Source organism: Janthinobacterium aquaticum, assembly GCF_009208565.1.
In the GTDB taxonomy this organism is placed as follows: Bacteria; Pseudomonadota; Gammaproteobacteria; order Burkholderiales; family Burkholderiaceae_D; genus Janthinobacterium.
Genome location: NZ_WFLK01000012.1, coordinates 121,134 through 144,429, shown reverse-complemented (window position 1 = coordinate 144,429; position 23,296 = coordinate 121,134). Strand labels below are relative to the sequence as shown.

Sequence of the window (23,296 nt, the reverse complement as noted above, 5' to 3'; positions counted from 1 at the left end):
GAGTTTCCTGGCATGCAATATCGCAAAAAATTGCAAACTTCACACTTCCCATACTTCGCGCACGTCCTGCGATTGCTTGAGCGGCGCGGCGATTTGCGCCAGCAACGCCTGCAATTGCGGCAGTTGCTGCATCAAGCGTGCCCAGTGGCCGCTGTCGGCCGCCTCTTCCAGTTCGGTACACAGCAGGTGCAGCTGCGTCTCGTCGAGGTAGGCGGCACTGCCTTTCAGGCCATGCAGCAGGCGCCCTGCCGCGTCGCGGTCCTGCGCCGCCAGCGCCGCATCGAGTTCCTGCATGCGCGCCTGCAGATCGGCGGCAAAGGCGCTGCGGATGCGTGCCTTCAGGTCGCCCTTGATGCGGGTCGACGACGGCGTCACCGGTGCCGGCGGCGCCACCCCGAACAGCGCGTCGAGTTCGTCCTGGCCACGCGCGGCCGTGCGCGGCGCGCGGTACGGCATGGGCGCCAGCAGATAGCCCCGCTGCAGCTGGCGTTCGATGGCCCGGCCCAGCATGCGGTGCAGTGCGGCTTCGTCGATCGGTTTGCTGAGGAAATCATCCATGCCGGCGCCAAGATAGCGGCTGCGGTCCTCCTCGCTGGCATTGGCCGTCAGCGCCACGATCATCAGCGCCTGGTCGCGCACCGGTTGCCCGGGCCAGCCGCCAGCGCGGATCAGGCGCGTGGCCGTGGCGCCGTCCATCTCGGGCATGCGGCCATCCATCAGCACCAGGTCATAGCGCGTGTGCACGCAGGCCGCCACGGCCAGCTCGCCATTGGCCACCACGTCGACGCGGTGGCCCAGGTCTTCGAGCATCACGCGGATAATGATCTGGTTGGTCAGAAAATCCTCGGCGCACAGCACGCGCAGCTGGTGGCTGTGCGGCTCGAGCGCCACCTGCGGCACCAGCGGCGGCGCCACGCCGTCGGCCAGCGGCAGCGTGAAGGTAAAGGTACTGCCCTTGCCTGGCGCGCTGACGACTTCGATCTGGCCGTCCATCAGATCGACCAGCTGGCGGCAGATGGCCAGCCCCAGGCCGGTGCCGCCGTAGCGGCGCGTAGTGCTGGCATCGGCCTGTTCGAACTTCTGGAACAGGCGCGCCATCGAGTCCGGATCGATGCCGATGCCGCTGTCGCTGACGCGAAAGCGGATCAGATTGACACGGCGCCCGCCGGCGGCGTGCCTGACGCCGGCACGCTCGACATGCACGCTGACGCCGCCGCGCTGGGTAAATTTGAAGGCGTTGCCCACCAGGTTGACCAGCACCTGGCGCAAGCGGGTCGGGTCGCCCACCACGAAGCACGGCAGGTCGGGCGCAAAGTCGATGGAAAAGCCGATGCTGCGCGCCGCCGCCTGTTCTTCGAACAGGCTGACCACGTTTTCAATCGCCGCGCCAAGCGCAAAGTCGATGTTTTCGATACTGAGCTTGCCCGCCTCGATCTTGGAAAAATCGAGCAGATCGTTGATGATCGCCAGCAGTGACTGCGCATTGGCCTGGCCGCGCAGGATCTGCTCGCGCGTGGCCTCCTGCAATTGCGCGTCGCGCAGCGCAAAGCCGAGCATGCCGATCACGCCGGCCAGTGGCGTACGCATTTCATGGCTCATATTGGCCAGGAATTCCGACTTCTGGCGCGTTGCGTCCTCGGCCTTGCGCTTGGCCTCGCGCAGGCTGGCCCCGTTCTGCTCGAGGCTCTGGTTGGCGCGCGCCAGTTCTTCGGACTGCGCCCGTACTTCGCTTTCCTTGTTTTGCAGCTCTTCGTTCTTGCGCAGCACTTCAGCCGTGCGCTCGCTGACCTGGTACTCGAGCCGTCCCTGCTGGCGGTGCAAGGTCCGCAGGCGCTGGCGATAAGCGCCATAGACTGCCCCCAGCAGCAGCAGCGCGGCCAGCGTACGGAACCACCAGGTTTTCCATACCGGCGGCAGGATGGTGATGGCCAGCGTGGCGCCGTCGTCGTTCCAGACGCCGTCCTTGTTGGCCGCCTTGACGCGAAACACGTAGTGGCCCGGATCGAGGTTGGTGTAGGTGGCAAAGCGCCGGCTGGCGTCGGTGCTGACCCAGTCCGCATCGAAGCCTTCGAGCCGGTAGGCGAACTCGTTGCGCTGTGGAGCGCCATAATGGAGCGCCGCAAATTCCAGCGAAAACACGCTCTCGTTCGGCATCAAGGTCAGGCTGCGCGTGTGATCGATGGCCTTGCGCAGCAGATGGCCGAATTCGCCGCGCCCCACGGCAACGGGCTTGTTGAACACCTGCAGTTCGGTGATGGCGACCTGCGGCGGATGGCCGTTGTCGTGGATGGCGCCAGGCACGAAGGCGCTCAGGCCCTTGAAACCGCCGAAATACAGGGTGCCGTCGGCCGCGCGCAGCGCCGCGCCATCAAAATACGAGCCCTCGATCATGCCGTCGTTGCTGTCGTAGTTGCGCAGTTTGCCGCTACGCGTGTCGAGCCGCGTGATGCCGCTGTTGGTGCTGAGCCATAGCTGGCCGTCGTCGTCGCCCAGAATGCCGGCGATCGCGTCGTCGGCCATGCCGTCCCGGCGCAGGAAGCGCCGGAAGCCGATCTTGCCCTTCGCATCGACTTCCATGCGGTTCAGGCCATTGGCCGTGCCCACCCACAACACGCCGGTGCTGTCTTCGTGCAGGAAATGGACTTCATCGTGACTGAGGCTGCGCGCATCGCGCGCATCGTGGCGAAAGTGGCGGAAGGTGCCGCTGGCGCGCTCGAACAGATCGAGGCCATGGAAAGTGCCGACCCACAGCTGGCCACGGCGGTCCTCCAGCACCGGGCGCACCGTATTGTCGGACAGGCTGCGCGGATCGGCCGGATCGTGCCGGTAGCTGGTAAATTTGCCGCTGGCCGGATCGAAGCGGTGCAGGCCGGCCCGCGACGAAACCCACAGCATGCCACTTTTTTCGCCGGCGATATTGCGGATGGTGTCGCTGCTCGGGTCGCCGAAGGAGTAGCGCACGGGGCTGAAACGGCGGGTGGCCGGGTCGAAGCGGTGCAGGCCGCTGGTGCCGCCCACCCACAGCACACCATCATCGGCCTTGTACAGCGACGAGACCTGCTCGTCGCGCACGGCGCCCGCGACGCTGCGCAGGTCGTACAGCTGCACCGCGCCATCGCGCGTGTCATACAGTTTCAGGCCGCTGCTGGTGGCCAGCCACAGCCGGGCGTCGCCGGCGTCGGCCAGCGCGCGCACCTTCTTGTCGGCCAGCGGGGCGTCCAGCCCGGGCGGGCGCAGCATGCGGGAAAAACCGCCGCTGCCCAGGTCGACCCGGCTCACGCCGTTGTACCAGGTGCCGGCCCACAGGCTGCCCGTGCGGTCGCGGTACAGCGCGGCCAGCTGGTTGTCGCCCAGGCTGTATTTGTCGCCCGTCTGATGGCGGTACTGCACGAACGTATCGTTCCCGCTGTCCCAGCGCAGCAGGCCGTCGGCGTTGCTGGCCAGCCAGACCGTGCCGTCTGCATCCTGGTACAGGCTGGAAATGCGGATCGCCGAAAAGCCCTGCGCCTGGCCCAGCCGCGTGCGCACGATGGCCGCACTGCTGGCCTGGGCGGCGCCATCGAGGCGCCAGCGCTCGGCGCCGGCGCGCGTGCCGATCCACAGGTTCTGCTGGCGGTCCACCAGCAGCGAATGGATCAGATTGAATTTCGATACCGGCGCAGGGTCGATCAGAAAGTGTTCGAAGCGCTCGCCGCCCGGCGCCAGCATGTCGAGCCCCTTCACGGTGCCGATCCACAGCCGTCCCCGGGCGTCGAGCGCCAGGCTCCTGACATCGTTGTCGCCCAGGCTGTGCGCATTGCCGTCTTCATGGTGCCAGCTGCGAAAATCGCCGCGCACCTTGTCAAAATACTGCAGGCCGTCGGAGGTGCCGAGCCACAGCCCGCCGGCGCCGTCCTCGACGATGGCGTTGATATGACGGCTGCCATTGCCGCGCGCGCCCCTGGCTGGCGGCGCATAGTGGATAAAGGTCTGGCTGGCCGGATCGAAGCGATCCAGGCCGTTGTCGGTGCCGACCCACAGCAGGCCGTCGCGGTCGACATGCAGCACGCCGACCCAGTTGTCGACCAGGCTGGTCTTGTCGCCTTCGATATTCTTGTAGACCACCACGCGGTAGCCGTCAAAGCGGCTCAGGCCCGACTGGCCGCCAAACCACATGAAGCCCTGCCGGTCCTGGGCAATCGCCAGCACCGACTCCTGCGCCAGGCCGTGTTCAACGCTGAGCTGGTCGAAACGCAGCGTGCGCGCCGGCGCGGCTTGCGCGTGGCATACAAACAACAGATACCCCAGCGCCAGCAGCCACGCAGCACAAACACGTCGGTAAACCTGCACAAATCGTCCTGTCAAAAAAAACGCGTCAGCCCCGCAGCTTAGGCCTGCGAAAACAGCCTCACGCAGTGAAAAACGCCAGTACATCGTCTTTCCGGGCCTGCGTATCGCGCTGTCCAAGACGAATCAGCTCGTTAGTATATGTCGATTCGAACAATAAATACGAGGCCAGTGCGGCCCCGCGTGCTTCGGCCGCGCCGATCCCCGACAACATGGTGCGGATCGGACGCGGCAAACTGCCGATATGCCGGCTGGCAATATCATCGAGCCGTTCGGACGGCGCAATCACCAGCAACTGCACCTGTTTCAACGGCGTTTGCTGCAGCAATTCGGGCGGCAGCATCGACAGGGTCAGGTTGATGCGGTTCAGGCGCTCGATATCGACCGCCAGGCCGTCGAGGAAAATCGACGACAGCGCATGGCCGGCGATCTGCGCCAGGCTCGGGTAGCGCGCCGATTCGGTTGCCGCCGGCGTCGGCTCGGCCATGCGCCCGGCGCCCACCACCAGTACCTTGCTGGCGCCCAGGTGGATGGCCGGCGAAATCGGCGCCAGCTGGCGCATCGAACCGTCGCCGCAGTATTCGCGCTGGCCGTTGACGTACAAAGGCACGGCCGGAAAGATGAACGGAATCGCCGCCGAGGCCAGCAGGTGTTCGACGCCGATCTGCTCGGGCAGCGCCAGGCGCTGGGTACGTACCCACGGCGCGATTTCGGCGTTGGACTGGTAGAACGTCATATGCCGGCTGCCCGAATACGACGAGGCGGTAACGGCCAGTGCATGCAGCAGGCCATCGGCCAGCGCCGCATCGAGGCGCGGCAGGTCGAGCATGCGGTGCAGCAGGCTGACCAGCGGGGTGTTATCGAGCAGGGAGTTGGGCGGCGAAGCGCGCCACTGGCGCAGCAGCCAGCCGAACGACAGCAGCGACAGCCAGCGCGCGCCCGAGCGGATCACACCGAGCGAATCGGCGCGGTAGACCTGTTCGACTTCGATATGCTGCCAGACGTCGAGCAGCTTTTGCACGCCTTCGCCGAAATTGTCGGCGCGGCAGGCCAGCGCAGTGGCGTTGATGGCACCGGCCGAGGTGCCGCAGATAATGTCGAAGGGATTACGCGCCGGCGCCCAGCCCGCCTCCCACAATATGGCCGAGATGGCCTGCAGCACCCCCACCTGGTAAGCGGCGCGTGCGCCGCCGCCCGATAAAATCAGCCCGGTTTTCTTGTTTTGCATTCCCATGCCGGCAGATTAGCAGGGATTGGCCAATTCTCGATGCTTTCTGACAATTAATCCCCTCGCACCGCGCCTTCGCGGCGCGGATCGGCACCGCCAAACCAGAAGTCCTGGCCATGCGCATGCAGGCGCATAATGCCCTGCAGACCCGAGTTTTGCTCGGTCACGCGCACCGTATGCCCCATCGCCTGCAGCACCGCGATCTGGCTGGCCGGGATGCGGTCCTTTTCCAACTCGGTCGGGCCATTGCGGCTGCCAAAGTTGGGCAGGCTGATGGCCTGCTGCACGTTCAGGCCCCAGTCCATGGTCCCGACCAGCACCTTGGCCACGTAGTTGATAATGGCCGAACCGCCGGGCGAGCCGGTTGCCAGCACCAGCTTGTGCGTGCCTTTTTCAAACACCAGCGTGGGCGACATGGCGCTGCGCGGGCGCTTGCCAGCCTGCACGCGGTTGGCCACCGGGCCGCTGGCGTCGCGCGAGGCAAACGAGAAATCGGTCAGCTGGTTATTGAGCAAAAAGCCGTCGACCATCTGGCGCGCACCGAATGCGTCCTCCACGCTGGTGGTCATCGACAGGCCGGCGCCGTACTGGTCCACCACCACCAGATGCGAGGTCGACGGGCGCTGCAACGCATTGTCCGTGCCCCAGGCTACCTGCAAACCGGGCGGCGAGCCGGCGGCGGCGCGGCCCATGGATTTTTCGCCGATCAGCGCAGCGCGCTGGGCCAGGTAGGTCTTGTCGACCAACGCCGCCACGCCCTGCCCCGGCAGCGGCACAAAGTCGGGGTCGGCGATGTAGCGGTCACGGTCGGCGTAGGCCAGGCGGCCTGCTTCCGCAAACAAATGAATCGCGCGCGTGTCCGGCATGCCGTCTACCGGGGGAAATTGCGCGATATCTTTCACTTCCAGCATGCCCAGCATCTGCGCAATGGCCACCCCGCCCGACGATGGCGGCGGCATGCCGCACACGGTCCAGGCCTTGTAATCGCTGCAGACCGGTTCGCGCACGATGGCGCGGTAGCCGGCGATGTCCTGCATGGTCAGCTTGCCGGGATTGGTCGGATGCGAGGCGACCTTGACGGCGATATCGCGTGCGATGCGACCCTGATAGAAGGCGTCGGCGCCGCCGTCGGCCACTTCCTGCAAGGTGCGCGCCAGCGCTGGATTTTTCAGGATATGGCCGACTGGCCAGGGCTTGCCGTCGCGGTCGTAAAAGTAATGGGCGGCGACCGGGTCGCGCTTCAGGGCCTGGTCCCAGGCCAAGAGGCCATGCAGGCGCTGGCTGACGGGAAAGCCGTCCTGCGCCAGGGCGATGGCCGGTGCAAACAGTGTCGCCCATTCGAGCCGGCCATGCTCGCGATGCGCCAGCTGCAGCATGCGCAGCACGCCCGGCGCGCCCACCGAGCGCCCGCCCACCACGCCGGTGGCGCGCGAAACGGGCGTGCCATCCGGGTTCTGGAACAGTTGTTCACTGGCTGCCGCCGGCGCCGTTTCGCGTCCGTCAAAGGCCTGCACGCGCCGACCGTCGGTATACATCAGAAAGGCGCCGCCGCCGATGCCCGATGACTGCGGCTCGACCAGCGTCAATACCAGCTGCGTGGCAATGGCCGCATCGATGGCGCTGCCACCCTGCCTGAGCATCTGATAGCCGGCGTCGGCGGCCAGCGGATTGGCCGCCGCCACCATCTGTTTGTGCGCGTTCGAGCCGGTTTTTTCGGTGTAGGCGGTGGCAATTTCCGGCGCTTGATCGACGGCTTTTTGCGCCGGCGTCGGTGTTACCTCGGCCGACGCCGGATTACAGGAAAAAGCGCCGAGCAGGGCAAGGCAGACGGTGAGATTGAGGGTGCGGTTGAGTGTGACCGGCGGCAATGTTGTCATGGATACTCCGTTTCATGTTTCAGCGGGTATCGTACAACAGTTGCCCAGCTTTACTTCGGCTGCATGCGGATCGCGCCATCGAGGCGGATGGTTTCGCCATTGAGCATCACGTTTTCAATAATCGCCTTGACCAGCTGGGCATATTCGCCCGGCTTGCCCAGGCGCGACGGAAACGGCACCATCTTGCCCAGCGCATCCTGCACTTCGGCCGGCATGCCCAGCAGCATCGGCGTCTCGAAAATGCCGGGCGCCACTGTCATCACGCGGATGCCGCTGCGCGACAGGTCACGCGCCATCGGCAGCGTCAAGCCGGCCACCGCCGCTTTTGACGACGCATAGGCGGCCTGGCCGATCTGGCCGTCGAACGCCGCCACCGAGGCGGTATTGATGATAATGCCGCGCTCGCCCTCTACCGTGGCATCGAGCTTGCCCATGGCGTCGGCAGCCAGGCGGCACATATTGAAGGTGCCCACCAGGTTGATATTGACCACCTTCTGGAACAGCGCCAGCGGGTGCGGGCCGTCCTTGCCCACGGTTTTCACGGCCGGCGCCACGCCGGCGCAATTGATCAGGCCGCGCAGCGTACCGAGCGCAGTCGCGGCCGCCACCACCGCCAGGCCGTCTTCTTCGGACGTGACGTCGCATTGCACGAAAGCGCCACCGAGTTCGGCCGCCAGCGCCTGGCCCGCTTCGACCTGCAGATCGGCCAGCACCACTTTGGCGCCGCCGGCAGCGAGCATGCGCGCCGTCGCTGCGCCCAGGCCCGAAGCGCCACCGGTAATAATAAATACGTTGTTTTCGATTTGCATGCAGTCTCCTGTCCACGGATTAAATCTGACGTTTACGTAAACGTCATATCAAACCTATTGTAGCCACTTTTTCTGCCAGCCCAGCAGCTTTTTACGCCGCCAAATTCAGAAACACTGGATAAAGGCGCCGTTGCGGTGGCAGATGCGTCCGTTTGCATCGAGCGTCTGGTTGCCGACGCCCGTGTTGTAGCGCGCGCCAGCCGCATCGCGGCAGCCGCCAGCATCGCAGGCACCGATCGGGCGCGGCGCGGAGGGTACTGTTGATGGCGCCGGCGGCGCTGCCTGGTACTGAATGACCGGCGGCGGCATCTGCGTGGCCGGCATGCGTCCGATCACCTGCGGCACGGCGCGGCGCGCCCCCACCGGCGGCGCAGGCCGGCACGGCTCGACCAGCAGCTTGGTGCTGTCCTGCGGATCGAGCTGGCAGACCGGCAGCGCTGTTTCAGCCTGCACAGTCTCAGGCGGGGCGTCGGCCCAGGCACTGCTGGCGGCAAACAAACACATCAGGATGGCGATTTTCATGGCGGCTCCTTGGCAGGTTCATGTCATTATTGGCACAGAACGCGCCAGTTACCAGCCACCGTAGCGGTTTTTGGCGCCGGACAGCGCCAGTGACGTCAAACCCTAACGGCAAAGTGCCGGGGTCGGCCCCTCAGGGGCCAGGCGCCCCCGTCCGACCCCAGATGTTGCTTTGGGTGTGGAGACAATTTACTTCACTACAGCAGGCACGCCCGGCACAGCAGCAGGCGTCAATATCAACGGCTTTGCTGCAGTTACCGGCGCCGGTGCCGCCACCGCCAGCCAACCGGTCGCCGGCAGCAGCGGCACCAGCAGCAGCGCCACGATATTGATAATCTTGATCAGGGGATTGACGGCCGGGCCGGCCGTGTCCTTGTACGGATCGCCCACGGTGTCGCCGGTGACGGCAGCCTTGTGGGTGTCCGAACCCTTGCCGCCAAAGTGGCCGTCCTCGATATATTTTTTGGCGTTGTCCCAGGCGCCGCCGCCGGTGGTCATGGAGATGGCCACGAACAGCCCGGTGACAATGGTGCCCATCAGAAGACCACCCAGCGCCGCAGGTCCCAGCAGCATGCCCACCACGATCGGCACGACCACCGGCAGCAGCGACGGCACGATCATTTCGCGAATCGCCGAGGCCGTCAGCATATCGACTGCCTTGTCGTATTCAGGCTTGCCGGTGCCATCCATAATGCCCTTGATATCGCGGAACTGGCGCCGCACCTCGACCACCACGGCGCCGGCCGCGCGCCCCACCGCTTCCATCGCCATCGCGCCAAACAGATACGGGATCAGGCCGCCGATAAACAGGCCGATAATCACCATCGGGTTCGACAGATCGAACGTCACGTGCTGGCCCACCGATTCAAGCGCATGCGTGTAATCGGCAAACAGCACCAGCGCGGCCAGGCCGGCCGAACCGATGGCGTAGCCCTTGGTCACCGCTTTGGTGGTATTGCCGACCGCGTCAAGCGGGTCGGTAATGGCGCGCACCGAGTCGGGCAGGCCCGACATCTCGGCGATGCCGCCGGCGTTGTCGGTAATCGGCCCATAGGCGTCGAGCGCCACGATAATGCCGGCCATCGACAGCATGGCGGTAGCAGCTATGGCGATGCCGTACAGCCCGGCCAGCCCATACGACACCAGGATCGCCACGCACACGGCCAGCACCGGCCAGGCGGTCGACTTCATCGACACGCCGAGGCCGGCGATAATGTTGGTGCCGTGGCCGGTGGTGGAAGCCTCGGCAATATGGCGCACCGGCTTGAAGTCGGTACCCGTGTAGTATTCGGTGATATAGACCATCAGGCCGGTCAGCACGATGCCGACCACGGCCGCACCGAGCATCTTGTAGCGCATGGCGTCGTCCGGCCAGACCAGCCACGTGACGATGGCAAAGCCCACCAGCGACAGGCCAGCCGCCCACCACAGCCCCGTGTACAGCGCCGACATGATCTTGGCACCCGGCTTTGTTTTCACCATCGAACAACCAATGATCGAGGCCAGGATCGATACCGCGCCCAGCAGCAGCGGATAGATAATCGCAGCGCTCGACGCTTCGGCCAGCAGCAAGGCGCCCAGCAGCATGGTGGCAATCAGCGTCACCACATAGGTCTCGAACAGGTCGGCCGCCATGCCGGCGCAGTCGCCGACGTTGTCGCCCACGTTATCGGCAATCACGGCCGGATTGCGCGGATCGTCTTCGGGGATGCCCGCTTCGACTTTGCCCACCAGGTCGGCACCTACATCGGCGCCCTTGGTAAAGATGCCGCCGCCCAGGCGGGCAAAGATGGAGATCAGCGAAGCGCCGAAGGCCAGCCCGATCAGCGGCTTGATCAGGTCATGCTGCGACTGGCCTGTCGCGCCGGTGGCAATGAGCAGCCAGTAGAACAGCGTCACGCCCAGCAGGCCCAGGCCGACCACCAGCATGCCGGTAATGGCGCCGCCGCGAAACGCCACGGCCAGCGCCTGATTGATGCCGTGCGTGGCTGCCTGCGCCGTGCGCACGTTGGCGCGCACCGAGACGTTCATGCCGATAAAGCCGCAGGCGCCCGACAGCACGGCGCCGATCAGAAAACCGAGCGCCGTATGCACGCCCAAGAGTGTATAGATGGCGATCAGCAGCACCACGCCAACGATGGCGATGGTGCGGTACTGGCGCGCCAGGTAGGCGCCGGCGCCCTGTTCGATGGCCAGCGCAATCTCCTGCATGCGCGCGTTGCCGGCGTCCTGTCGCAAGATCCAGCTGCGCGACAGCAAACCGTAGGCTACTGCGACCACGCCGCAGGCTATTGCAAACCACAGACTGGCTGCCATATCGTCCCCCCTTGTTTTTATCTGACGTCATTACCAACGGCTGACCAGATGGGCAGCCGGGAAAACACGTACCACTACAAAAACACTGCTAAAAAAAAGCGCAGCAAAAGGCGAGCGAACGGCGTAAAAAAAGCGGACACTGTGGTCCGCTTCGGTGCTGCCTTATTCTGCCAGGGCGGCAAATGCGCTGTCGCGGATTTGCTCGACCGGGCCGACGCCGGTAATGCGGCGGTATTTCGGTGCGCCAGGCAAGCCCGACTGCGCCCAATCGTTGTAGTAACCGAGCAGCACCTTGGTCTGGTTGTGGTACACGTCCAGGCGCTTCTTGACCGTTTCTGCCTTGTCGTCGTCACGCTGGATCAAAGGTTCGCCGGTCACGTCATCGACGCCTTCGACCTTGGGCGGATTGAACTTGACGTGGTACACGCGGCCCGAACCCGGGTGGCTGCGGCGACCGTCCATGCGCTCGATGATCGAGTCGTCCGGCACATCGATTTCCAGCACGTAGTCGACATTGACGCCGGCGTCCTTCATGGCGTCCGCTTGCGGAATGGTGCGCGGGAAACCGTCGAACAGATAGCCATTGGCGCAATCGGCGTCTTTCAGGCGCTCCTTGACCAGGCCGATGATCAGGTCATCCGACACCAGGCCGCCGGCATCCATGACTTTCTTGGCGGCCAGGCCCAGCTCGGTACCGGCCTTGATGGCGGCACGCAGCATGTCGCCGGTGGAAATTTGCGGAATATTGTATTTTTCTTTAATGAAATTAGCTTGGGTGCCCTTGCCGGCGCCAGGTGCTCCTAACAGTATCAAACGCATGATGTTCCTAAAAAACAGATTTTGGATGGGATGGTGTAATTATTTTTAGATGGTGCTGCAATGACTATCTTTCCTGACGAAACTTACCACAAAAAATCACCGGAACGCCAGTCTGGTAGCAATTTGGCATGCCTTGATTGATCAAAGCCAGCATTTATAAACACCGGCCATTGAAAATGTGGTTTTTGGTGCAGAAGGTGCTAATTTATTTATGCGCCAGCCGTCATGCAGCTGGCGCGTGGCAGGAGAGTCAGGACCGGTAATGGGCCTGCACGCGCAGCAGATCGTCGGGGGTGTCGACGCCGGCGGCCGGTTCAGAGTCCGTCACATGCACGGCAATCGCATAGCCATGCCAGAGCACGCGCAACTGCTCAAGCGCCTCGATCGCCTCGAGCGGCGAGGCGTCCAGCGTGGGATAAGTCTGCAGGAAGGCATTGCTGTAGGCATACAGGCCGATATGGCGCAGCGGCACATAGCCGGCCGGCAGCGCGTCCTTCGACTGCGAAAAGCCGTCGCGGTGCCACGGGATGGTGGCGCGCGAAAAATACAGCGCACGCCCGGATTTGTCGAGCACCACCTTGACCACGTTCGGATTGAAGGCATCGGCCGCCTCGTGCAGCCGATGGGCGCAGGTGGCCATCGGCACGGCATCGCCGATCAGCGCAGCGCAGGCGGCCAGCAGGCCTGGATCGATCAGCGGCTCGTCGCCCTGCAGGTTGACCACCACGGCATCGGCTGGCAGCGCCAGCGTGCGCGCCACTTCGGCAATGCGGTCGGTACCCGACGGATGGTCGCTGCGCGTCATGCATGCTTCCACGCCATGCGCGGCGCAGGCGGCGCGGATGTCTTCATGGTCGGTAGCCACAATCACGCGCGAGGCGCCCGACAAGGCAGCCTGCTCGGCCACGCGCACCACCATCGGCTTGCCGCCCAGGTCGGCCAGCGGCTTGTTGGGCAGGCGCGTCGAGGCCAGGCGCGCCGGGATAATGACGATAAACGACATGCTTATTCGACTGCGTCTTGCAGCGTGCGCGCTTCGTCGGCCCACATGATGGGGATGCCGTCACGGATAGGATAAGCGAGGCGGTCGGCGCGGCAAATCAGTTCCAGCGCCTTTTTGTCATGTTCAAGCGGGCCCTTGCATACAGGGCAGACCAGGATATCAAGCAGTCGAGCGTCCACGACATTTCTCCACAATTTGTTGGGCCAGCACGCTATCGATGCGTGCGCTGACCGGGACCACCCACAGTCTCGGGTCGTCTTTGAGATATTCAATTTGCGCACATTTTACTGCATCCTTCTCGGTGATCAAGATCACATCGGTGTCCAGTGCAGCAAATGGTTGATCCAGGAAATCATGATGATCAGGCAAAGGCAGTTCGGCAAACTGCAGGCCGCCAGCACGCAGCATACTGAAAAAGCGCTGCGGGTTGCCGATGCCGGCCGCCGCCACCATGCGCTGGCCGCTGGCCGCCAGGCTGGCCAATGGCTGGCGCACGCTGCGGTCAACCAGCTGTTCGGCCACGTCGCCGGCCAACAGCATCTGCACTACCAGCCCGCCACCCGGCGCCACCTGCGCCACCAGGTCGGGCGCCAGTTGCGGTGCATTAATTACCGTAACGTCGCGCCGGCGCCCGGGCGACTCGCGCAGCGGGCCAGCCGGCAACAGCCAGCCATTGCCGGCGCCACGGCCGTCGAACAGCACGATTTCCACGTCGCGCTGGAGCGCATAGTGCTGCAAGCCGTCGTCGGTCACCACGATATCGACCTCGGGGTGGGCCATCAGCAGCGCCCTGCCCGCCTGCGCGCGGTCGCGCCCGACCACCACCGGGCACTCGCCGCGCTGGAAGATCAGCAGCGGCTCGTCGCCCACCTGCTGCGGCGTGGAGTCGACCGTCACGTCGCGCGGCGCACTGCCGGCGCTGCCATGGCCGCGCGAGATCACGCCCGGGCGCAGGCCCGCTTCGCGCAGCGCCTGCACCAGCCAGATCGTCAGCGGCGTCTTGCCGGTGCCGCCGATAAAGATATTGCCGACCACCACCACCGGCACCGGCAGGCGCTGCGACTTGATCAGCTTGGCGCGATACAGACTGCGGCGCACAGCGCTCAGTCCGCCAAACAGCAGCGACACGGGCCACAGCAAGCAAGCGAGCGGGCCGCGGCGCAACCAGGCGCGGGTCAGGGTTGACTCAAGTTGGGAAGCAGATGACATCAGCAAATATTTATTTGTTACCGCCAGTTTGCGCCGCAAACGTCAGCTTTTCATAGCCGGCCAGGCGCGCCGCTTCCATCACGTTGATCACCATCTGGTGCATCGCGAACTGGTCGGCATTGAGCACCACCACCGGCGTTTGCGCCGGCGCCTTGCCGCCGTTGGCAGCGCTGGCCGCCTGCCTGAGCGCGTCGGCCAGGCCGGCCACATCGCGGAACGAGACCGGCTGGCGATTGACGGTGTAATTGCCCTTGGCGTCGACCGTCACATCGATCTGCTGCGGACGTTCCTTGGCCTGTTCGGCATCGGCGGTCGGCAGCGTGATCTGCAGTTCGGTAAATTTGCTGTAGGTGGTGCTGACCATCAGGAAGATCAGGATCACCAGCAGCACGTCAATAAACGGGATCAGGTTGATTTCAGGCTCTTCGCGCGCCCGTCCTTTGCGAAAGTTCATTGGCGGCCACTGTGGACGAGGTCAACGAATTTCACGGCCTGCTGCTCCATGTCGATCACGAAGCTGTCGACCAGCGCGCGGAAATGGCGGTAGAACACCACGGCCGGCATGGCAATGGCCAGGCCAAAGCCGGTGTTATAGAGCGCCACCGAAATACCGTGCGCCAGCTGGGCCGGATTGGCCCCGCTGGCGTTCTGCGCGCCGAAAATCTCGATCATGCCGACCACCGTGCCAAACAAACCCATCAGTGGGGCCAGCGTGGCGATCGTGCCCAGCGTGGTCAGGAAGCGTTCGAGCACATGGGCTACGCCGCTGCCGGCCTCTTCGATCGATTCCTTCATCACCTCGCGCGGCGCGTTGACATTGCGCAACGCAGCGGCCAGCACCACGCCCAGCGGCGAGTTCGCTTCCAGCTTGGCCACGGTATCGGGCGTGATCTTGCCGTTGCGGTAGACCTGCACCACTTCATCGAACAGCTTGCGCGGCAGAATGCGCGCGCGCCGCAAATACAGCAGGCGCTCGATAATCAGCGCCAGGGCAACAATGGAAGCGATCAACAAAGGCCAGATGGGCCAGCCGGCGGCCTGGAAGATATCAAGCAACTAAAACTCCTGTGGTGGACATGGCATCCCGGCGGCGCGCCGAGACGATGGATGGCGCAATGTAGCGCGTTGCGGCGCTGGCGGCAAGAGGCGGATGCACCTGCCATGACGCTATGGCGCCGGTTTTACACAAATACTGTGGACAAGATTGTGCGCAAGCGCGCGCATCCAACCCTAAGCCATTGAATTATTTAACTATTTTACCCATGCATAAAATTCAGGCATAGCAGCTGCGAGACATTAGTCAATGACAAATAATTATCGAAAGCGAAGTTCTTCACATTTACTGTGGACAAGATTGTGCGCAAGCGCCCTGAATTGAGTTAACTCATTGATTTTAAAAGAACTAATTTCCATGATTAAAAATAAGGCAGAGTTCAACACAAGACAGCATCCGGAAGATGCGTGGTTCTGCACACAAACTGTGGACAAGATTGTGCGCAAGCACAAAAATAGCTTCCAAGTAGCTTGATTTATATGGTTTTTATTGTCCTGCATAAAAATCGAGCAAAGACCGAAAATCAGCCTTCCCATGCTTGATCCGCGCATCAAAACGGCGGTTTTCCACCGCGTACGCAGTTCCGCACAAAAAATGTGGATAAGATTGTGAGCAAGCACCATGCCTCGCAATAAACCCATTGATTTTAAACACATTTTTCCTTTCGCTTAAAAAAAAGGCAGACAAACTGGGCGGATATCCGGTGGAAAAGCATGCTCCGCGTCACAATGATTTATCCGGTTTTGCACATATTCTGTGGATAAAATTGTGAGCAAGGGCCAGCATATCAATTCAAACCATTGATTTATCAACGATTTTTTTCCATGCGTAAAAATTGATCAGTGGTTTTATTCCGCTTCAAACAGGGCTTGCTATCGCAGTGATAAGCCAAGTCAAAAGTTTCGCACATTTTCTGTGGATAACTTTGTGCGCAAGTGCCGGCTGCGTTACTGATGTGCTTGATACATAAGGACTTTTCCCCGCTGCACGCAAATCAGGCATGCCAAAATTCATGATCAAAATCAATCACTTGCAAATAATCCTTGTTGTTTTACGCGATATATGACATAAGCATGACCTCGCCGATAATATGTGGACAGTTGCCGTTCCCAACGCCCCAGAACATGATCGATACTCCCGTTGAAAGCGGCTTTGCCGCGCCACCCGTGCTCACCGTCAGCGCCCTGAACCAGGCCGTTGCACGCCTGCTCGAGCGCTCGTTTTCGCTGACCTGGATTGCCGGCGAAGTGTCCAACTTCACGCGTGCCAGCTCCGGCCACTGGTATTTCACACTCAAGGACGATGCGGCCCAGGTACGCGCCGTGATGTTCCGCGGCCGCGCCCAATATGCGGGCTTTATTCCGCGCGAAGGCGACAAGGTCGAGGTGCGCGCCACCGTCACCCTGTATGGCGCGCGCGGCGACTATCAGATCAATGTGGAAGCGATCCACCGCGCCGGCGTGGGCGCGCTGTTCGAGGCCTACCAGCGGCTCAAGGAAAAGCTGGCAGCGCAAGGCCTGTTCGACCAGGAGCGCAAGCGCGCCATCCCGATGTTTGCGCGCACCATCGGCATTGTCACCAGCCCGCAGGCAGCGGCCTTGCGCGATGTGCTCACAGCCCTGCAGCGACGCGCGCCGCATGTATCGATTATTCTGTACCCGACCCCGGTGCAGGGACAGCAGGCGCCCGAAAAAATCGCCCAAGCCATCCGCACCGCGTCCGACCGCGCCGAATGCGACGTGCTGCTGGTATGCCGCGGCGGCGGCAGCATCGAAGACCTGTGGTCGTTCAACGACGAAGCCGTCGCCTGGGCGATTGCCGACGCCAGCATGCCGGTCATCAGCGGCGTGGGCCACGAAACCGACTTCACAATTGCCGACTTTGCCGCCGACCTGCGCGCGGCCACGCCAACGGCCGCTGCCGAACTGGCCGCCACCCCGCGCGCCGACTGGCTCGGCTCGCTGCACGCCGACGCCACCGACCTGCGCCGCGCCATGCGTCGCACGCTTGACGACGCAGCACAAACGCTGGACCGCCACAGCCGACGCCTGCTCAAGCCCACCGCGCAGATCGACCAGCAGCGTTTGAAGCTGCTGGCGCTGGCTACCGCCATGACGCACGCCACGCGCGCGCCGCTGAACCAGTCGATCCATGCGCTGGACCGGCTGCGCCATCGCTGGAGCGCGCTGCGGCCCGACGCGAGCGTCGCGCGTACCCGCTTGCAGGAGACGCAGCGCCGAAACGGCGCGGCCATGGCGCAGCTGCTCGCGCGCCGGCGCCAGCAACTGGGCGCGCTGTCAGCGCAGCTCGAACTGCTCAACCCGCAGCGCACGCTCGAACGCGGCTACGCCATCGTGCGCGATGAAAAAGGCCAGGTGGTGCGCTCGCCGGCGCAGCTGCAGGCGCGCCAGGCCGTCAATGTACGCCTGGCCGAAGGCAGTGCGCAGGTCGGCATCGCCAGCGTACAGGCCACGCTGGAATAAGGCCGACGCCATCGGGCGGTCTGATGGCCGTCATGACTTTTTCGGCAGACGGCCATGCAGCACCGCATGCGCGCCCAGGCCGATCACCAGTCCCCAGAATGCCCCGCCGATGCCCAGCAAGCTGATATTGGCGGCAGCGGCCAAAAAGGTGATCAGCGAGGCCTCGCGCGTGCGCACATCCTGCATGGCGTTGGCCAGGCTGCTGCCGATGGTGCCCAGCAGCGCCAGCCCCGCCAGCGTGCTGATGAAGGTGGCCGGGAAAGCCATGAAGAGGGCCGCCAGCGTGACCCCGAAGACACCCACCAGGATATACAGCAGGCCGGCAGCGACGCCGGCAATCCAGCGCCTGGACGGATCCTCATGCGCCTCGCGGCCGGTGCAGATGGCCGCCGTAATGGCCGCCAGATTGAAGGCGTGCGAACCGAACGGCGCCATCAGCAGCGAGCCCAGTGCGGTGACGGTGACGATCGGACTGGCGCTGCTGCGGTAGCCGTCATTGCGCAGCACCAGCATGCCCGGCATGTACTGGCCGGTCAGCGTAATGAGAAACAAGGGCAAGGCCACGCTGAAGATCGCGTTGACTGAAAACACCGGCGTGGTCCACACCGGCGCTGCCAGCTCCAGTCGCAGGCCGGACAGGTCGACGCGCCATTGCAGCAGCAGATAGGCCAATCCCAGCACCAGCACGCCCACCACCGCATAGCGCGCCGAGCAGCGCTTGAGCACCAGGTAGGCGCTGATCAGCAAGGCGGCCAGCAGCGGCTCGGCACGCATGCCGCCAAAGGCGCCGATACCAAATTGCAGCAAGATGCCGGCCAGCAGGCCGGCCGCCACGCCAGGCGGTATCATGCGGATCACGCGGTCGAACCAGCCTGACAGTCCCAGCACCACGAACGCGGCAGCCGAGACCAGGTAGGCGCCGACGGCCTGTTCATAAGGCGTACTGGCCAGCGCCGTAACCAGGAAGGCCGCAGCCGGCGTTGACCAGGCGGTGATGATGGGCGCGCGCATCAGCACGCTCAGCACAATGCCCGTGACGCCCACACCAATCGAGATTGACCAGACCCAGGAAGCGGTCAGTTCGGCACTGAGCCCGGCCACCCTGGCAGCCTGGAAAACAAGGATAAACGTGCCGCCATAATTGACGATCACGGATACAAAGCCGGCCACGACCGGATGGATCAGATCGCGCCAGCGCAGCGGCGCTGCCGGCATGGCAGCAGGCAATGGTGACAATGGTGATAATGGGGATGAAGGGGATGACATGAATTGAACGGCTCCTGAATAAACACATGGTGCAAACCGTCTTTATAGTTTTAAAATGGCTGGCTGCGCCCCGCCATTTTTTGATAGCAATACAGACCAATTGTTCAAACACGCCCAACTCGACTCCGTCAAAAGCTGGATCAACGACCCCGCCAATAGCGCCCTGCCGCTGCATGCACGCCTGCAGCGCGCCGTGCGCCAGTTGATACTCGACGGGGTGCTCGATGCAGGCAAGCCGCTGCCGGCCACCCGCGCGCTGGCGCTATCGCTGGGCGTGTCGCGCGATACGGTGGAAGCGGCCTACAGCCAGCTGCATGCGCAAGGCTTTATCGAGCGGCGCGTCGGCAGCGGCAGCTACGTTTCAGCGCGCACGCAATGCCTGGCCGGCGGCAGCCAGCCGGCCCGGGGCGACGCCGCCAGCCCACCGCTACACCGCCTGAGCGCGCGCGGCAGCACCATGCTCCATAGCGGCGGCGTGCGCGAATTCCTGGCCCCGCGCGCCTTTGCGCCCGGCGTACCGGAGACACGCAGCTTTCCGCTGTCGACCTGGGAACGGCTGGAACGCCAGGTGCTGAAACAGCATGGCACGCGCGCCTTGCTGCACAGTGCCCCGCAAGGCATGGAGGAACTGCGGCGCGCCATTGCCGACTACATCAACCTGGAACGCGGTGCGCACGCCAGCGCCGACCGCGTGCTGGTGCTGACCAGTTCCCAGCAGGCGCTGACCCTGTGCGCCCAGGTACTGCTCGATCCGGGCGAGGCCATATTCGTGGAAGACCCGATGTACCACGGCGCGCGCAAGGCCTTCGAGGCAGCCGGGCTGGCCTGCGTGCCGGTGCCCGTCGACGCCAACGGCATGCAGGTCGAGCACTTGGCGCAACACGCCGCCACGCTGGAAGCCTCCGGCACACCGGCAAGAGCGGTCTTTGTCACGCCATCGCACCAGTTCCCCACGGGCGCGACGCTGTCGCTGGAGCGGCGCCTGGCGCTGATCGAATGGGCCAGGCAGCAGCAGGGCTGGATCATCGAGGACGACTACGACAGCGAATTTCATTACGCCGGCAAGCCCACCGCCTGCATGCAGGGACTGGACCGGCATGCGCGCACGATCTATATCGGCACCTTCAGCAAATCGCTGTTTCCGGGCCTGAGGATCGCTTACATGGTGCTGCCGCCGGCCCTGGTGGCGCCGATGACGGTGGCGCGCACCCTGCTTGACGGCCACAGCGCACCGATCCCGCAACTGACCCTGGCGCGCTTTATCGACGGCGGCCACTTTGGCGCCCATGTGCGCACCATGCGCGCGGTCTACGCCACGCGGCGCGACGTGCTGGCGCAACTGGTACGCCAGCACCTGGCCGATTTTCTTGAACCATGTGTGCCCGATGGCGGCATGCAGATGCCCTGCCTGCTGACCGGCGGGATCGATGAAACACACGCGCTGGATGCGGCGCGCCGGGCCGGCATCGACCTGCTGGGTTTGAGCGCCCTGCATGCAATAACGCCGCACCGCAGTGGCTTTCTGATGGGCTTTGCCGCCCATGCGCCGCATGAACTGGAGGTGGCCGTGACGGAACTTGCCGAGGTGCTGCGCATATTAAAAAAGGCCGGGCGTTGCCACCCGGCCAAGCGCTACTGAGGCCTTGCTGTGCTGCTGATGCTTTGCAGGTTTGCGATGCTGTCGGATTACGCCGTTCCGGATGATCCGACCTGCGTGGAATATTGCAAACCGTAACGATGTTGTCGGATTACGCCGTTCCGGCTAATCCGACCTACGCGGAATATTGGGAACCGTAGGTCGGATTAGCCCGCAGGGCGTAATCCGACATCGATATCCGCCATCGAGCCGTAGGTCGGATTAGCGCACAGCGCGTAATCCGACATTGCTATCCAACGCCGAGACTAGAACTTCATCGACACCCGCGCGCCATACGTGCGCGGTGCGTTGTAGAACGCGCCGTAGATCTGCTGCGTCGGCTGGCATGGCATGCCCACATCGGTGCAGATCTCGTTGACGTCGAGCTTGACGGCCTTGTCGGTGGCGTTCTGCACGAATGCCTCCACGGTATAAGCCTTGTTGGCCGGCTGGAAGCGCAGGCTCAGGTCGAGCGTGGTGTAGGCTTCCTGTTTCTTCACACCCGCATGGCCCGGCACGTCGTCATTGAAGGCGCCGGCGCCGACATACGACATGGTTTCATGGTGCACCGAGGCGCGCGGTGTCAGCATGCCGCCAGCGAACGAGAAATCGCGCTCGTACTGGATGGTGGTGGCAAACTTGGGTGCATGCTTCATGGTGCTGCCGCCCACATTAACCAGCGGCGCGGTCGAGCCGCAAGCCTGGCCGTTGGCGCGCGCCGCATCGACGTCGCACGACATGAAATCATCATACTGGGCCTTCAACCAGGTGGCGTTGCCGGTCAGGCGGTCCACTGCCGTCGGGCGCCATACCCACTCCGCTTCCAGGCCCTTGACGGTGGCGCCGGCCGCATTGAAGTTGGCCAGCACGCTGTTGACCACTTGCGACTCGAGCTTGTCCTTGTACTTCATCAAAAAGGCGTCGAGGTTGAGCGTCAGCTGGCGATTGAGCAGGTCAGATTTGAAACCGATTTCATAGCTGGTCAGTTTTTCAGGCTTGGTGGTGGCGCCGCCGTCGCCGATGGCCGGCGAGTGGAAACCGGTGGTCACCGAACCGAATACCAGGATGTCCGGACGCAGCTTGTATTCGATGCGGCCCAGCCAGGTGGCCTGGCCGTATTTCAGGTCGGCCGTATTGTCGCCAGGGGTATTGCCGCAGCTTGCCGCCGTGATCGCGCCGCCAGGGCCGATATTGTGCGTATTGGCCAGTCCGGTGCCGGGCCTGACCAGCTGCGCCAACTGATCCGGTGTCAGCACCGTGGTGCCCAGCGGGGTATTGGCCGGCCAGTTCGGGCAGGCCCAGTTCTGGCCGCCGATATCGAATTTATGATCCTTGGTGTAGCGCGCACCGGCCGTCAGCTTGATCTGGTCGGTGACCTGCTGGCTGACCTGGCCAAACACCGCCTTCGATTTCAGCTGGCGGTCACCCTGGATAAACGACATCGACGAGGCGTACTGGCCCACCGTCGGCTGCACGAAAATCACCGCGCCGTTGGCGATATCCTGCTGCACGGCGGCCTGTGAAATCTGGCTGCGGTCGATATCGAAACGCACCTTGTTCTTCTCGTTGAACAGGAACAGGCCGGCCACCCACTGGAACGGCGCCTCGTCGTCCGAACGCGCCTGCAGCTCGTGCGAGTAGCTGTCGAACTGCGCCCAGTCGGTGCGGTTTTCCGACTTGAAGCCGGGGAACAGGCCGGCATCGGCGTCGTTGGCATTCTGGCGCTTGTAGCGGCTCCAGCTGCCCAGGTAAGTGAAGTCGAGCGCCTCGGTCGGCTTCCAGTTGAGCTTGCCTTTGTAGGTCAGGATGGACTGGTCCAGCGTGCCCGGCGTATCGATCAGCGCCGAGCGCAGTTTTTCACCGGGTTTCGGTTCGGCCGCCAGGTAGACGTTGCCCGAGCCCTGGTCGAGGAAGTAATCGGCGATGAAGGTGCCGCGCAAGTGGGGCGTGATCTTCCACAGCAGCGAGGCGCGCGCGCCCATCTGGTCGCCGGCGCCGTATTTGGCGGCGCCCGGCATCACGTTCGAGCCGCGGCGGAAGTCGACCGTGCCGTCATGGCTGTCCTTGATGGCGGCAATGCGCAGCGCCACATCGTCGGAGAGCGGGATATTGATCATGCCCTGCGTCTGCAGATGGCGGTTCTCGCCGACGGTAATGCCGGCCGAGCCGAACAGCTTGGCGGTGCTGGGAGCGCCCGATACCAGGTTGACTGCGCCGGCGGTGGAGTTGCGTCCGTTGAGCGTGCCTTGCGGACCGCGCGCCACCTCGACGTGCGACAGGTCATACATCAGCGCGGTGGCGCCTTGCGGACGCGGCGAATACACGCCATCGACGTAGAAGGCCACGGCCGGGTCGCCCAGCTCGGTGTGGTTGGCCGACCCGACGCCGCGCATGTAGACGTGGACGCCGCCCGAATCGCCATGCTGCTCGACCACCAGGCTGGGCACCATGACAGCCAGCGAAGCGAGGTCCTTGACCTGGTTGTTCTGCAGCGTGTCCTGGTTGAAGGCGGTGACCGCCAGCGGGGTTTCCTGCACAAAGGTATTGCGGCGCGTGGCCGTGACCATAATGCGCTCCATCGGCGCGGCGCTGGTTGCAGCGGCCGACTCGCTGGCACTGTCAGCGGGTGCGGAGGCTGTGTCGGACTGCTGCGCCAGGGCTGCGCCGCAGCTGAGCAAGAGCAGCTGGGCAAAGGTGGCGTGCGCCAGGCTGAGGGCGATCGGTTTGCGTTTGAGTTGATGCATGTTTGTC

The 23,296-nt window shown here is 63.8% G+C and carries 16 protein-coding genes; 2 read left to right on the top strand and 14 right to left on the bottom strand.

Annotation, left to right across the window (positions count from 1 at the left end; all coding sequences use genetic code 11):
- Positions 1–39: 39 nt before the first annotated feature.
- The 12 genes from GCM43_RS18640 to GCM43_RS18585 form a co-directional block, all read right to left on the bottom strand.
- Complete coding sequence (locus GCM43_RS18640) at positions 40–4,275, bottom strand: hybrid sensor histidine kinase/response regulator (RefSeq protein WP_226929552.1); 4,236 nt, start codon at positions 4,273–4,275, stop codon at positions 40–42.
- A 112-nt stretch (positions 4,276–4,387) separates the two neighbouring features.
- Positions 4,388–5,560 carry a patatin-like phospholipase family protein gene (locus GCM43_RS18635; protein WP_152247047.1) on the bottom strand — a complete coding sequence of 391 codons (1,173 nt, stop codon included), beginning with the start codon at positions 5,558–5,560 and terminating at the stop codon, positions 4,388–4,390.
- A gap of 47 nt (positions 5,561–5,607) precedes the next feature.
- Complete coding sequence (gene ggt, locus GCM43_RS18630; RefSeq protein WP_152247045.1) at positions 5,608–7,431, bottom strand: gamma-glutamyltransferase; 1,824 nt, start codon at positions 7,429–7,431, stop codon at positions 5,608–5,610.
- 50 nt (positions 7,432–7,481) lie between these two features.
- Positions 7,482–8,240 (bottom strand): 3-hydroxyacyl-CoA dehydrogenase, encoded by a 759-nt coding sequence (locus GCM43_RS18625; RefSeq protein WP_152247043.1) that lies wholly within the window; start codon positions 8,238–8,240, stop codon positions 7,482–7,484.
- 105 nt (positions 8,241–8,345) lie between these two features.
- Complete coding sequence (locus GCM43_RS18620; protein WP_152247041.1) at positions 8,346–8,762, bottom strand: hypothetical protein; 417 nt, start codon at positions 8,760–8,762, stop codon at positions 8,346–8,348.
- Positions 8,763–8,948: 186 nt separating this feature from the next.
- Positions 8,949–11,075 carry a sodium-translocating pyrophosphatase gene (locus GCM43_RS18615; RefSeq protein WP_226929551.1) on the bottom strand — a complete coding sequence of 709 codons (2,127 nt, stop codon included), beginning with the start codon at positions 11,073–11,075 and terminating at the stop codon, positions 8,949–8,951.
- A 162-nt stretch (positions 11,076–11,237) separates the two neighbouring features.
- On the bottom strand, positions 11,238–11,894 hold the full coding sequence (gene adk / locus GCM43_RS18610) for an adenylate kinase (RefSeq protein ID WP_152247039.1): 657 nt from the start codon (positions 11,892–11,894) through the stop codon (positions 11,238–11,240).
- 250 nt (positions 11,895–12,144) lie between these two features.
- Complete coding sequence (kdsB, locus tag GCM43_RS18605) at positions 12,145–12,897, bottom strand: 3-deoxy-manno-octulosonate cytidylyltransferase (RefSeq protein WP_152247037.1); 753 nt, start codon at positions 12,895–12,897, stop codon at positions 12,145–12,147.
- Between the two features lie 2 nt (positions 12,898–12,899).
- Complete coding sequence (locus GCM43_RS18600) at positions 12,900–13,076, bottom strand: Trm112 family protein (protein WP_152247035.1); 177 nt, start codon at positions 13,074–13,076, stop codon at positions 12,900–12,902.
- Positions 13,057–14,106: a tetraacyldisaccharide 4'-kinase gene (lpxK, locus tag GCM43_RS18595; protein WP_152247033.1), complete on the bottom strand. Its 1,050-nt coding sequence runs from the start codon at positions 14,104–14,106 to the stop codon at positions 13,057–13,059. Before lpxK ends, GCM43_RS18600 begins: the two co-directional genes overlap by 20 nt.
- A 10-nt stretch (positions 14,107–14,116) precedes the next feature.
- Entirely contained in the window at positions 14,117–14,560 is a 444-nt protein-coding gene (locus GCM43_RS18590; RefSeq protein ID WP_152247031.1) for an ExbD/TolR family protein, read from the bottom strand.
- Positions 14,557–15,162: a MotA/TolQ/ExbB proton channel family protein gene (locus GCM43_RS18585; RefSeq protein WP_152247029.1), complete on the bottom strand. Its 606-nt coding sequence runs from the start codon at positions 15,160–15,162 to the stop codon at positions 14,557–14,559. Before GCM43_RS18585 ends, GCM43_RS18590 begins: the two co-directional genes overlap by 4 nt.
- A 1,122-nt stretch (positions 15,163–16,284) precedes the next feature.
- Here GCM43_RS18585 and xseA point away from each other — a divergent pair.
- Positions 16,285–17,643, top strand: coding sequence for an exodeoxyribonuclease VII large subunit (gene xseA, locus GCM43_RS18580; RefSeq protein ID WP_152247027.1), 1,359 nt, complete (start codon positions 16,285–16,287; stop codon positions 17,641–17,643).
- Positions 17,644–17,673: 30 nt separating this feature from the next.
- On the opposite strand, the gene GCM43_RS18575 is transcribed toward xseA, so the two are convergent.
- Entirely contained in the window at positions 17,674–18,858 is a 1,185-nt protein-coding gene (locus GCM43_RS18575) for a benzoate/H(+) symporter BenE family transporter (RefSeq protein ID WP_461653582.1), read from the bottom strand.
- A 151-nt stretch (positions 18,859–19,009) separates the two neighbouring features.
- On the opposite strand from GCM43_RS18575, the gene pdxR reads away from it, so the two are divergent.
- Complete coding sequence (pdxR, locus tag GCM43_RS18570) at positions 19,010–20,548, top strand: MocR-like pyridoxine biosynthesis transcription factor PdxR (protein ID WP_152247023.1); 1,539 nt, start codon at positions 19,010–19,012, stop codon at positions 20,546–20,548.
- 263 nt (positions 20,549–20,811) lie between these two features.
- Here the strand turns inward: pdxR and GCM43_RS18565 are convergent, their stop codons facing one another.
- Positions 20,812–23,289, bottom strand: coding sequence for a TonB-dependent receptor (locus GCM43_RS18565; protein ID WP_152247021.1), 2,478 nt, complete (start codon positions 23,287–23,289; stop codon positions 20,812–20,814).
- Positions 23,290–23,296: the final 7 nt, after the last annotated feature.

Bases quoted from the DNA above. Each gene is read 5' to 3' on its own strand.
- GCM43_RS18635 (WP_152247047.1), bottom strand. From the start codon at position 5,560: ATGGGAATGCAAAACAAGAAAACCGGGCTGATTTTATCGGGCGGCGGC.
- ggt (WP_152247045.1), bottom strand. From the start codon at position 7,431: ATGACAACATTGCCGCCGGTCACACTCAACCGCACCCTCAATCTCACC.
- GCM43_RS18625 (WP_152247043.1), bottom strand. From the start codon at position 8,240: ATGCAAATCGAAAACAACGTATTTATTATTACCGGTGGCGCTTCGGGC.
- GCM43_RS18620 (WP_152247041.1), bottom strand. From the start codon at position 8,762: ATGAAAATCGCCATCCTGATGTGTTTGTTTGCCGCCAGCAGTGCCTGG.
- GCM43_RS18615 (WP_226929551.1), bottom strand. From the start codon at position 11,075: ATGGCAGCCAGTCTGTGGTTTGCAATAGCCTGCGGCGTGGTCGCAGTA.
- adk (WP_152247039.1), bottom strand. From the start codon at position 11,894: ATGCGTTTGATACTGTTAGGAGCACCTGGCGCCGGCAAGGGCACCCAA.
- kdsB (WP_152247037.1), bottom strand. From the start codon at position 12,897: ATGTCGTTTATCGTCATTATCCCGGCGCGCCTGGCCTCGACGCGCCTG.
- lpxK (WP_152247033.1), bottom strand. From the start codon at position 14,106: ATGTCATCTGCTTCCCAACTTGAGTCAACCCTGACCCGCGCCTGGTTG.
- GCM43_RS18590 (WP_152247031.1), bottom strand. From the start codon at position 14,560: ATGAACTTTCGCAAAGGACGGGCGCGCGAAGAGCCTGAAATCAACCTG.
- xseA (WP_152247027.1), top strand. From the start codon at position 16,285: ATGATCGATACTCCCGTTGAAAGCGGCTTTGCCGCGCCACCCGTGCTC.
- GCM43_RS18575 (WP_461653582.1), bottom strand. From the start codon at position 18,858: ATGCCGGCAGCGCCGCTGCGCTGGCGCGATCTGATCCATCCGGTCGTG.
- GCM43_RS18565 (WP_152247021.1), bottom strand. From the start codon at position 23,289: ATGCATCAACTCAAACGCAAACCGATCGCCCTCAGCCTGGCGCACGCC.